Genomic DNA, 11,189 nt, shown 5'->3' with positions numbered 1-11,189 from the left:
TTTAATTGTTTACAATGTCTGCATATCCTGATTTAAGGTCTGCGTTTTCTGTTTCTTTGACATCATACACACCACCATTAGTAGTTACTGAGTAAGGAACAAAGGGAGTTCCGTCTTTTTTATCGTAAAGAAATAGCGGTGAACAGAAGCATTTCCCATCTCTCATAAACCGAAACAATGGTACACTCAGAACTGCTATTACCATTTGCAGCATCGGTTTCATCCACAGACATATTATTGTCCGACATTCAACGAAGAGGCTTCCTTGGCATGGTTAGGATCAGGTGTATCAATACTTACACTGCTAGATTCGTTTGACTTATTATTTCACTAGATGAAGTGATAGTATTCTCCGTTGATTAGAATATCGAGCTAGCCACTGTGGAAGACGACTGAGTCTGTTTATCGTTCTTCACTGAACTAGTGACAAGAGTCAAACCAATTGCAACTACGATTACTACTAGGGATCCTAAAAGTATATAGATATAATTATATTTTTTCGAGACTCCAATAAGGCCAGACTGATAAGCCAGTTGTAGCTAATCAGATTTTGGCTTACGTCCCTGAACTTACTCAAAACGACTTATCCATTCTGCTTCTGACAGCTCTCGCATAATTTTCCTCTTCTCTTTATCTTATTACCTTTCATCCTATTACAGAATAAGTATGATGACAATAATGACAAAGATATGAAACTTGCTCTTAGTAAGACGATTAATGACTTATAAGAGAGAACAGGTTCAGACAAAAGAGGAAAATCAAGACACCCATGACCATTAGGAGACTAATCTTATAACCTAGAGGATTTCTGGGATTTAAACTGGTTCCAAGACCATACCTACGGAGGACAAATAAGGGCTCTGAGGGAAATTGATTAAGGTTGTAGCCTAAGAGATACCTTAAATATAGCAAGAAGAAAAAGCTCATTCCCGGAAAAACGATAAGAGGAAGCACTAGCCCCTGTGACCACCAAATCTTGATTGTAAGAATGACTTGTAGTAAAAAGAGAACTACAAACAAATAACAAATGCGTGTTTGTTTTTTCATTGATTGTCACCTCCATCTAGGTTAAGTATACTCCCCCTAGCTTCTCTTATCAATCCCATAACTCGCCTGATATCTTATTTTCTGCTACAATAGATAGGAACAATTCAAAGAAGGAAACTGTACACATGAAATTAATTTCTTGGAATATTGATTCCCTAAATGCTGCTCTTACCAGTGATTCTGCACGCGCTCAATTATCACGCGCTGTCATCGATACTTTGGTCGCTGAAAATGCAGATATCATTGCTATTCAAGAGACAAAATTATCTGCTAAAGGGCCAACTAAAAAGCATTTGCAAATCTTAGAAGACTACTTCCCTGACTATGTCAATACCTGGCGTTCATCTGTCGAACCTGCCCGTAAAGGTTATGCTGGAACCATGTTCTTGTATAAAAAAGAATTGACGCCAATCATTACTTATCCTGAAATCGGAGCGCCTTCAACCATGGACTGTGAAGGACGCATCATCACTCTCGAATTTGCCAATTTCTTTGTGACACAGGTCTACACACCAAATGCTGGTGACGGTCTCAAACGTCTGCTTGAACGTCAAATCTGGGATGAAAAATATGCAGATTACCTAGCCAAATTGGACGCTCAGAAACCCGTTCTTGCGACTGGTGACTATAACGTTGCCCACAAGGAAATCGACTTGGCTAACCCGTCAAGTAATCGTCGTTCACCTGGTTTTACAGATGAAGAACGTGCTGGCTTCACTAACCTCCTTGCCAAAGGATTCACAGATACCTACCGTCACCTCAATGGTGATGTTACAGGCGCTTATACATGGTGGGCTCAACGTAGCAAAACATCTAAAATCAATAATACAGGCTGGAGAATTGACTACTGGTTGACTTCAAATCGTATTGCCGATAAGGTCACAAAATCAGACATGATTAACTCTGGTGATCGCCAAGACCACACACCTATTGTCTTAGAGATTGACTTATAAAATAACTCTAGACCTAAATCCCTAAAAGAGTAGAACTACTACTCTTTTACTATGCCCAATAAAGGAGAAATAATGAAATCTAAACTTAACCCTACACAAAAGCTTGTTCTCTCAGCTATTATCATGGCCCTTTATATCGCTATCCTCTTTGTCTCACAAGCCATTTCCTTTGGTGCTGTTCAGATGCGTCTGGCTACGGCTTTATATGGATTAACCTATATCTTTCCATTTTTGGTTGTCCCACTCAGTCTCGCAAATGCTATTGCTAACTCTTTTGGTGGCCTGGGATTGATTGATGTTGTCGGTGGTTTCTGTGCCAGCTTTTTAGCAACTGGTAGCATCTACCTCATCCGTAAAATTAAGCTATCTAGCTGGTTTATCATACTCCCAATCCTACTCATTCCATCCTTAGTGGTACCAATATGGCTTAGCGCCCTACTTAAACTTCCTTATGTTGCTCTCGTTATTAACCTTATCTTAGGGCAAATAGTTCCTGCAATCTTGGGAGCTGTACTCGTACGAGAGTTAACTAAGCGAGGATACAAAGACTGACAGACAAAAGTATCTCTGCAAATTGCAGAGATACTTTTTTTAGTAATGATATGCTTTTTCGTAAGCTTCTTTTGGTGTCAGTTTGTCTCCAAAAATAAGTAAACGGTAGTCAACATTAGTAGGATCTTTTTGATAGTCATCAACCCAATCTTGATTCATTTCGAGGTAAAGATTATAGGTTCCCAACTTAGTCGAAACAGTACCTATCTTGTAAAAATCTTTATAACGCTTTTGGTTATCTGTTTTTTTCAATTTTTCATATCGATAATAGGTTCTGGCAAACTCCGTGAACTGTAATTCTTTCTTATCTTTTCCAGAGCCAGTTGTGACTTCAATGGTGCCCTTGTTATTTGTTAAATGTAAATCATAATCATAGTCATTGTGACTATTCACTTGGAAGACACCTGAAGTGATATCACTGTCATCAGAGAATGTCTGAATATCAGCGAACTTAGCAGCCTGCCAAGAAGCAGGGATTCCTTCATACTCACCATCGCTTTGCAAGCCTAAAAGTGATCAATAATGACCAAGATAGAAGGTATTAGACTTATTACGATCTGTCACCAGTTCACCTACCATCTTAAGGTTTTCAGCACCTAGACGGTAAGGGTTAGAAAGGTAACCAAAGACTGGGAAGAAGTAAATGATGACTGTAAAGGTCAAGAGAGTCTTCATATTAATCTTATTGATAGCCCAGAAGAAATAGGCAGCTGAGAACAAGAGAGCGTAAGCAGCACCATAGCTAAACTTATGCGCATGGGCAATCAAAAGTAAAATGAAGAAAATAGGTTGGATAGGACGAACCTTATGATAGATGATAGAGAAAACGTCCTCCTTGTCTTCCTCAGATTTGAAAATCAAGGACAAGACAATAGTCAAGAGTACAAAGAAGGCGCCAAACCCGAAACCAACATCATTTGGACGGAAGAAGTAAGCCAAGATGGACATGTCCATTACCAATAGCCAGACAGATGCAAATTTGACTATGTTGTTACCAAATTTTGCAGCTGTTTGACTAGGTGCCTTCAAAGGTACTTCGAAGGCTTGTGCAAGTGCTCTTTCTTTGGCTTGGCGTTCGGCCTCTATTGCCGCTTTCATTTCCTTAGTACGGCGTTCCTTTTGGAACAAATGAGCAACCTTGGTCGGTTCATCTTGTCTCGACTTGGTAATGCTCAAAAAGAGCAAATATTGCATAGCAAAGATGAGAGCTGTGTTCCCACCGTATTCTAGGAAGGAACCATCCCAAATACTAGAAACAACTGCAAAAACAATATAACCTCCAATTGAGATTAAAACCGTCAAAAGCAAATGAATCCAACGATAGCGGTAAGTGTACTTATCAGTTGTATCTCGTCTCAAAAACGTGTCACGTGGGTAAAGATACCAGATAACGAAGATAAGTTCAATGGCCTGAACTGCTGTTAGAAAACCAACATAGTTGAAGCCAAAAACGGCTACTACCACATTGATGAGATAGGAAATAATAGCCAAAACTCGCAGACTGGTGCGCTTAGACAAGAGTCCAATACTCATCAGGGTGATAGTTGAGAAGGCGGAAAAACCAGCACCCATCTTATTATCAAAGATAAACACATTGACAAAGGCAAAAATCAAGATTCCTAGAAGAGTTAAGACTTGTTTTTGCATTTCTTTTTTCTTTTCTTTCATATTTTCCCTCCTTCAAAGCGTTGAATATACTTTTGAAAGCCTAATAAACTAAAGATTTCAATCTCATAACGGACCTGATCAACACCATCACTAGTGCTTTCCTCTAGCAGTTTAAGTTTTGGAATATCGGATTCCAAGACATCACGGTAAAGTCCTTTATACTCAAAGGTAATTCGAGCCCACTCATTACCAAAAAGCATTGAGAAAGCCAAATCATTTTCAGATTTGTGAATGGTTTGGAAATGATCAACACGGAAATAACGGATTTCAGAGAACTGATAATCACAAGTAAAGTTATCATCCAGTTTGTAAGAAATACAGTAGAAATAATGGTTGTCAAAAATGACTGAAATCGGAAAGACCTTATATTCCTCCACTTTTTCTCCTGACTTACGGTAACTAAAAGACAAAGGACTTTGGTCCACAATGGCATCGAAAATGGCTGAAATAGCTGGTAAGAGTGACTTATCTTGATTCTGATAAATCTTAAGTTCTTGATAACTATCTAGTTCTAGCTCAGTCAATCGCTTGATACGTCTGCGCTCCTTGTCGTCTACAGCCCTCTCAACAAAGATGTTGATAATTTCTGCTACTTCATCCTTTCGAAGGGCACGACTCTCTAAAAGAATCTTAGATAGGATAACTGCCTGATTGTATTTAAGGTTACCATAGCCCTGTTCATACTGGGAATGATAGGAACCGTTTTTCTAGAATACTTAACCTTCATATTTGGACGTAACTCAATCAAATTTTCCTTGAGTTCACTCACGTCCTATTTAAGTGTACGCTCACTTATGCCAAAGCGAGCCAGGTAGTCCGTTTTTGAAATGTCATTTTCCTTTTCCAATTCGGACATAAAATACAAGAGACGTTTGGTTTTTGATGCTGTCATTATAAAATCCCCCTTTATAATCAAACCTCTTATTACAAAAAAAGTGCTGTCTAGTTATTCATTATCATAGATAGTCATCCCCAGTAGCGACGAGCCACAGAATTATATCTCAAATAATAGTCCTTTTTCTTTTCGTTATACTCAAAGGACAAAACATACCACAATTACAGCCAGATACACAATTATTGGCTTATACTTCCAAGATAACAAGACCAAGCCCCAGCTCACACTTAAGAGTATCAGTGGCAGAGCAAGAGTCAAAAAGGAATGCCGCTTCTCAGCTTTTTCCTCCTGAAAAGCATATTCAAACTCTGGCCCTTTATTACTAAAACCCGACTCGAAAGCCTGATCACCATTCTTTAGATGAACATCACTTAAATAATGTTCATTCTCTTTATTAAACATCCACTCCTCTAAATATTCTATATAACAATTTCCCAGTTTTTCTATTGTAACAAATGAAAGCGTCATTTTCTACAAATATACTTAAAAAGCAACCTATCTTAGGTTGCTTAAAGGTTAACCTTAATCATTTTCGATTTTTTCAGCTTCTGTACTGAATTTTTGTGCAATAGCTTCTAGAGCCAAGTCGTCTGTATCTGGAAGCGTGATAGCATCATCAGAAATCTCATCAATATTAGCATAGAATTCAATGTGATTCTTAAGATTTTGAAGGTGGATTGGGGCATCACCACCGTATTCTCCATCCAGATTGATCATCATACGATCTTCACCTAAAGGCTCAATATCTAGTGAACTTGTTTTGATATAGGAAATTCTCTTGTCGTAGATGTGTTTACCACCTTGGAGAACCTGACGAATAAGGTCTACCAATTCAAAGAGGTTGGCTGTCTTAACCATGATTAGTGTAAATTGACCATCATCCAGTTTAGCATCTGGGGCAATCGTTTCAAAGCCACCAACTGAATTGGTCAAGGCAACGAAAATCATGGAAAGGCCGCCTTCAAAGACACCCTCATCATGCGTAATACGGACAGGAACCTTTTTAACTTGTGGAAGCAACTCTGCCCCCTTAACAAGGTAAGCCAAATAACCAAGCACTGTCTTTAAGCGGCTAGGCACACTATAAGTTAGCTCCGTAAAGGAACCCGCAGCCGCAATATTGATGAAGTATTTGTCATCATAGGCACGACCAATATCCATTTGAAGGGTTTGATTTTTAGCAATAACCTTGGCTGCTTCAACAGGATTCCCTCTTGGAATCTTCAAGGCGCGTGCAAAGTCATTTGTCGTTCCCGTTGGAATAACCGCCATTTGTGGGCGTTTTTTAAGCGGGGCAATCCCAGAAACAACCTCATTGATTGTTCCATCGCCACCTGCAGCAATAACTAAGTCAAAGCCTGCTTTGGCTGCACGAGTGGCCTCATTTTTTGCTGAGTTTTCATCTGGTGTTGTTTGAAAGGCTGACGCTTCAAAGCCAGCACCTTCCAGAATATCCAAGACCTCAGCAACATTTTTTTTCATAATTTCTTGTCCAGATGTTGGATTATAAATTAAGCGGGCACGTTTTTGTTTCATATTGAACTCCTATAAATCCAGCAACCAAGCCTCATCTTTTACTTCAATTCCTAGGCTTTGTGCTTTTTCCAACTTACTTCCGGCATCACTACCAGCAACCACTAAATCTGTTTTCTTAGAGACAGAACCTGTCACTTTAGCACCCAGAGCTTCTAGTTTTGCCTTTGCTTCACTACGTTTAAGATGCTCCAATTTCCCTGTCAAAACAACTGTCTTACCAGATAAGATAGCATCATCTGCCACCTTTTGTCCAAGATAGGACAAATTAACGCCATAGGATTCCAGTTCTTTCATAAGAACTTGAGCCTCTTCCTTAGCAAAATAGCGCTGGATGGACTTGGCAATAACATCTCCTAAACCATCTACAGCAGCAATAGCCTCGACATCCGCACTGGCTAACTCTTGTATACTTCCAAAAGCTTCTAACAATTGCTTACTAACCTTGGCACCAACATGACGAATCCCCAAGCCATAGAGCAATTTCTCTGCAGAATTTTCTTTTGAGACTTGAATGGCCGAATAAAGTTTCTCAGCTGATTTTTCCTTGAAACCTTCTAATTGGAGGAAATCTTGACTGTTCAAGCCATAGATATCAGCTACATCTTTAACCAATTCAGCTTTAAAGAGTTTTTCAACTACTGAAGGTCCCATACCTGCGATGTTCATGGCATCACGAGAAGCAAAATGAATCAGACCTTCCTTGATCTGAGCAGGGCAAGAAGGATTGATACAACGTAGGGCAACTTCATCTTCAAAATGTAAAAGACCACTGCCACAAGATGGACATTGTGTCGGTACTTCCATCGGTTCCTGTGTCGTACGCTTACTTTCTACCACACGAAGAACAGCAGGGATAATATCACCAGCTTTGTAGACAATAACGGTATCACCGATACGAATGTCTTTTTCAGCAATATAATCCACATTATGAAGGGTAGCTCGACTAACCGTTGTCCCTGCTAATTGCACCGGAGTCAAATTAGCAGTCGGCGTTACTACACCTGTACGACCTACCTGCCAGTCTACTGAAAGAAGCTCTGCTTCCTTTTCCTCAGCAGGGAATTTATAGGCAATGGCCCAACGTGGTGCCTTGACTGTAAAACCTAATTCCTCTTGCATGGCTAAACTATTGACCTTTATAACAACGCCATCAATATCGTAAGCCAAGTCATCACGATCCTGACCGACAGCTTGAATAAAGTCCCAAATCTCATCCATCGACGATGTGACAATGCGTCGTGGATTAACTGAGAAACCTAGTTCTGCCACTTCATTTAAGACATCATTTTGTGTGAGACGCTCCGTTGGACTAGCTTCCTGATAAAGGAAAGTCGCTAAACGACGCTCCGCAACCACTTTGGTATCCAACTGACGAAGAGTCCCTGCTGCAGCATTACGTGGATTGGCAAATTCGGCTTCACCATTCTCCTGACGTTGGATATTGATGCGTTCAAACTCAGCTCGTGGCAGATAACACTCCCCACGCACTGTAATATTAAGCGGTTGATCCAGCTTAAGAGGGATATCTGAGATACGCTTGACATTTTCAGTGATATTTTCACCGACAGAACCATCACCACGTGTCGCACCTACCTGGAGAACACCATCCACATAGGTCAGCGAGATAGAGAGACCATCAATTTTGAGTTCAGCCATATAATCAGCATTAGGAAATTCGTCCTTAACCCTCTTATCAAAGGCATCCAGCTCTTCTCGTGAAAAAGCATCCTGCAAACTATAAAGCGGATACTCATGTTGATATTTTTCAAAACCATCAAGGACCAGCCCTCCCACACGATGTGTTGGACTATCTGCTTGAACAAGTTCTGGATGTTCAACCTCCAAATCTACAAGCTCACGATAGAGCTTATCGTAGTCTGCGTCTGACACCGATGGATTATCTTCCGTATAATACTCTTTTGCATACTGGTTAAGTTTAGAAACCAGCTCTTTCATTCGTTTTTCCATAGGAACATTTTAACATAAAAGCAACAAAAAACGCCTTTACAGACGTTATTTTACGAAACAAAATCGATTACTTTGGCCAATTTCTTGATAAGGACCGCACCAACTAAGAGTGACGCCAATTCTCCTAAAGCGACAGTGAACCAAGTAGCCCAAAATGGCGCTTGAGTAACCAAGGTCAACTCTGCAGCGATGGTCACCATGAAGAATGAAAAATAAAAAGCAAAATAAACATGAGCCTTATCAAGGAGGCCACCCAAAATATCTTGATTCTTAAAGCGGTCAAAGAAATAAACTCCTGAACCAACAAAGACTAGCGTTGAGAGACTTCCAACAACCACATCAATCATGTTAAAACTAAAGAAATTAGCAATCACACACCCCAAAGTAACGGCAATGATATACTTGCGATTATAAAATCCCAGAAGATTGAACATTTCCGCAATACGGAACTGGTAAGGACCATACGAAATTAAGTTGAAAGGTGGCACAATGGTCAAGACCACGTAAAGAGCCGCCACAATAGCAATATGTGTTAAATCACGAACAGTTTGTTTTTTCATTTTTCCTCCATAATCATTATCTTTTTATTATCTACAAAGGATAATATTCCCGTCAAAAGAGCCTGGGCTTCGCCAAGCTCTCTTTATGCTCTAAGACTTATCCTCATCGTTTTTTTGTTTTTTGCTGTCACTACCGTCTCCAGAAAAATGCTGAATTATGGTAAGCACGTCACCCCTTCTACTGTGCAGTTCACCTTGTTTAAGTTCCTGATAGGTCGCATTAAAGACAGCACCCAAAATCAAAATCCTAGCCAAAAAGATGAACCAAAGCATGAAGACGAAAATCATAATGGATCCAAATAACTTGATATCAACTAATCGACTCAAGGTACGAATCACATAGGTTCCAAACAAGTTGCTTAAATAGCCAATCACTAAAGTCGTAAAGATAGTCCCTGGCATAACATAGCGGATTTTTCGAATCTTCACATTCGGAAGTACAAAATAAAGCACCATCATTCCCAGGAAGACAACTGCAATACTCAGAGGCTGGATACTATTTAAAATAAGCTGAGTCATCTTGGAACCAATAGGATAGGTCTGTGTAATAACTCTAAGAACCGACTGAATAATCGTAGATAGCATTAGTGCAAAGGTGAGTAAGAACAAGATGACGAGACTCATGAAACCACCAACAATGTGACTAATAAAGACATCACGGTGTTCTGAAGCACCATATACCTTGTTAATCGCCTTTTGAAGCGAAGACAAGGACTTAATCATGGTCCAGAATCCCGTCAAAGAGGCAACTCCCAACAACTGTCCTGAAGGTGTCGAGAAGATATCCTGAACAACGTTGGCTGCAGGTGCATAAAACTGCTTAGGAAGGTGTTCATTCATAAACTTCAAGAGATCAGTCGTATCAATATTCAGATAGGGAAAAACATTTGCCGCAATGACAATGAGCGGAAAGACCGTCAAAATCAAATAATAAGCCACGGCAATACTAGAAATATCTATCTCAGCACTACGATAATGTCTAAGGTAAAGCTGCAAAGGGCGCCATTGAAGCTTATCTAGGAGACGGGCCATTATGCCTTGTCGTTTCATACTAATAAGTTCTTTCTTCGCCTTGAGAAGTCAAAATTACTGGACCATCTTTAGTAATAACAAACTGGTGCTCATATTGACAAGAAAGGCCACCGTCAAGTGTCTTATGAGCCCAACCAGTTTCAAGGTCTGTATCGATTTCCCAAGTTCCTGTGTTAATCATTGGCTCGATGGTCAAGACCATTCCTTCTTTAAGGCGAAGACCACGTCCGGCCACTCCATAGTTAGGAACCATTGGTTCTTCATGCATCGTTGGTCCAACTCCGTGTCCTACCAAATCACGAACGACACCATAGCCTCGACTTTCAGCGTATTCTTGGATAGCTGCGCCGATATCACCGATACGATTACCAACTACCGCTTGTTCAATACCAAGATACATGGCTTCACGGGTTACTTCCATAAGGTTTTTAACCTCATCAGAAGGCGTTCCAATCGCATAGGCCCAACATGAGTCAGCCAAACCACCAGTATATGATTCTGTATATTTTTTTACTTGCGCAACATTATCAAAATCCAATTTTGATACATCAAGCACTGACTTATCGATCGGTTCGGACAAGACCATATCAACTTTCAAGAGGTCTCCATCTTTCAAGATATAATGACGTGGAAAGGCGTGTGCTACTTCATCATTAAGACCACAACATGTCGCATAAGGATAGTCCATGATGCTTCCTTCGACCCCAATCTGAAGCGGTAGAACATTTTCTTCTTTACAACGACGACGCACATACTCTTCTACTTCCCACATATCCACTCCTGGTTTTAAGAGGTCACGTAGGCCAATGTGGATACTTGCAAGAAAATCTCCCGCTCTATCCATCGCTTCAATTTCACGTTCTGATTTTAGTGTAATCATTATTTTCTCCGTTTTCTTTATTTCTTTAATTTTAAATGGCTTATTAAGTTTTCTTGACCACTACTACTGACTTACAAACCGTATGATTACCATGAGTA

Annotated in this window: 11 protein-coding genes and 1 pseudogene; 2 read left to right on the top strand and 10 right to left on the bottom strand. The window is 40.0% G+C overall.

Annotation, left to right across the window (positions count from 1 at the left end; all coding sequences use genetic code 11):
- Nucleotide 1: 1 nt before the first annotated feature.
- The gene (locus HMPREF9425_RS10185; protein ID WP_003094874.1) at nucleotides 2-166 is read right to left on the bottom strand and encodes a hypothetical protein; all 165 of its coding nucleotides are present in this window, start codon (nucleotides 164-166) and stop codon (nucleotides 2-4) included.
- A 1,006-nt stretch (nucleotides 167-1,172) separates the two neighbouring features.
- On the opposite strand from HMPREF9425_RS10185, the gene HMPREF9425_RS02305 reads away from it, so the two are divergent.
- Both HMPREF9425_RS02305 and HMPREF9425_RS02300 read left to right on the top strand, forming a co-directional pair.
- Entirely contained in the window at nucleotides 1,173-2,000 is an 828-nt protein-coding gene (locus HMPREF9425_RS02305; RefSeq protein WP_003093291.1) for an exodeoxyribonuclease III, read from the top strand.
- 72 nt (nucleotides 2,001-2,072) lie between these two features.
- A complete protein-coding gene (locus HMPREF9425_RS02300; RefSeq protein ID WP_003093479.1) occupies nucleotides 2,073-2,552 on the top strand; it encodes a QueT transporter family protein in 480 nt (159 codons plus the stop codon).
- A 39-nt stretch (nucleotides 2,553-2,591) separates the two neighbouring features.
- Here HMPREF9425_RS02300 and HMPREF9425_RS10180 read toward each other — a convergent pair whose 3' ends face one another.
- The 9 genes and pseudogenes from HMPREF9425_RS10180 to HMPREF9425_RS02260 form a co-directional block, all read right to left on the bottom strand.
- Nucleotides 2,592-3,056 (bottom strand): hypothetical protein, encoded by a 465-nt coding sequence (locus tag HMPREF9425_RS10180; RefSeq protein ID WP_003096451.1) that lies wholly within the window; start codon nucleotides 3,054-3,056, stop codon nucleotides 2,592-2,594.
- Between the two features lie 12 nt (nucleotides 3,057-3,068).
- Nucleotides 3,069-4,220, bottom strand: coding sequence for a hypothetical protein (locus tag HMPREF9425_RS02295; RefSeq protein WP_003096449.1), 1,152 nt, complete (start codon nucleotides 4,218-4,220; stop codon nucleotides 3,069-3,071).
- Nucleotides 4,217-5,112: pseudogene (locus tag HMPREF9425_RS10570) on the bottom strand (helix-turn-helix transcriptional regulator). Before HMPREF9425_RS10570 ends, HMPREF9425_RS02295 begins: the two are co-directional and overlap by 4 nt.
- A gap of 141 nt (nucleotides 5,113-5,253) precedes the next feature.
- Entirely contained in the window at nucleotides 5,254-5,517 is a 264-nt protein-coding gene (locus HMPREF9425_RS02285; RefSeq protein ID WP_048788513.1) for a hypothetical protein, read from the bottom strand.
- A gap of 120 nt (nucleotides 5,518-5,637) precedes the next feature.
- Nucleotides 5,638-6,651, bottom strand: coding sequence for a diacylglycerol kinase (locus HMPREF9425_RS02280; RefSeq protein WP_003093200.1), 1,014 nt, complete (start codon nucleotides 6,649-6,651; stop codon nucleotides 5,638-5,640).
- Between the two features lie 9 nt (nucleotides 6,652-6,660).
- Complete coding sequence (gene ligA / locus HMPREF9425_RS02275) at nucleotides 6,661-8,619, bottom strand: NAD-dependent DNA ligase LigA (protein WP_003093433.1); 1,959 nt, start codon at nucleotides 8,617-8,619, stop codon at nucleotides 6,661-6,663.
- 50 nt (nucleotides 8,620-8,669) lie between these two features.
- Nucleotides 8,670-9,179: a QueT transporter family protein gene (locus HMPREF9425_RS02270; protein ID WP_003096445.1), complete on the bottom strand. Its 510-nt coding sequence runs from the start codon at nucleotides 9,177-9,179 to the stop codon at nucleotides 8,670-8,672.
- 90 nt (nucleotides 9,180-9,269) lie between these two features.
- Nucleotides 9,270-10,229 carry a YihY/virulence factor BrkB family protein gene (locus HMPREF9425_RS02265; RefSeq protein WP_003096444.1) on the bottom strand — a complete coding sequence of 320 codons (960 nt, stop codon included), beginning with the start codon at nucleotides 10,227-10,229 and terminating at the stop codon, nucleotides 9,270-9,272.
- Between the two features lies 1 nt (nucleotide 10,230).
- Complete coding sequence (locus tag HMPREF9425_RS02260) at nucleotides 10,231-11,091, bottom strand: methionyl aminopeptidase (protein WP_003096442.1); 861 nt, start codon at nucleotides 11,089-11,091, stop codon at nucleotides 10,231-10,233.
- Nucleotides 11,092-11,189: the final 98 nt, after the last annotated feature.

It is taken from the genome of Streptococcus vestibularis ATCC 49124, from assembly GCF_000188295.1.
GTDB classification, from domain to species: domain Bacteria; phylum Bacillota; class Bacilli; order Lactobacillales; family Streptococcaceae; genus Streptococcus; species Streptococcus vestibularis.
This window is presented reverse-complemented; position numbering and strand designations above follow the sequence as displayed.

What these genes read in the sequence shown, in the direction of transcription:
- HMPREF9425_RS10185 (WP_003094874.1), bottom strand. Translation starts at nt 166, where the DNA reads ATGAGAGATGGGAAATGCTTCTGTTCACCGCTATTTCTTTACGATAAA.
- HMPREF9425_RS02305 (WP_003093291.1), top strand. Translation starts at nt 1,173, where the DNA reads ATGAAATTAATTTCTTGGAATATTGATTCCCTAAATGCTGCTCTTACC.
- HMPREF9425_RS02300 (WP_003093479.1), top strand. Translation starts at nt 2,073, where the DNA reads ATGAAATCTAAACTTAACCCTACACAAAAGCTTGTTCTCTCAGCTATT.
- HMPREF9425_RS02295 (WP_003096449.1), bottom strand. Translation starts at nt 4,220, where the DNA reads ATGAAAGAAAAGAAAAAAGAAATGCAAAAACAAGTCTTAACTCTTCTA.
- HMPREF9425_RS02285 (WP_048788513.1), bottom strand. Translation starts at nt 5,517, where the DNA reads ATGTTTAATAAAGAGAATGAACATTATTTAAGTGATGTTCATCTAAAG.
- HMPREF9425_RS02280 (WP_003093200.1), bottom strand. Translation starts at nt 6,651, where the DNA reads ATGAAACAAAAACGTGCCCGCTTAATTTATAATCCAACATCTGGACAA.
- ligA (WP_003093433.1), bottom strand. Translation starts at nt 8,619, where the DNA reads ATGGAAAAACGAATGAAAGAGCTGGTTTCTAAACTTAACCAGTATGCA.
- HMPREF9425_RS02270 (WP_003096445.1), bottom strand. Translation starts at nt 9,179, where the DNA reads ATGAAAAAACAAACTGTTCGTGATTTAACACATATTGCTATTGTGGCG.
- HMPREF9425_RS02265 (WP_003096444.1), bottom strand. Translation starts at nt 10,229, where the DNA reads ATGAAACGACAAGGCATAATGGCCCGTCTCCTAGATAAGCTTCAATGG.
- HMPREF9425_RS02260 (WP_003096442.1), bottom strand. Translation starts at nt 11,091, where the DNA reads ATGATTACACTAAAATCAGAACGTGAAATTGAAGCGATGGATAGAGCG.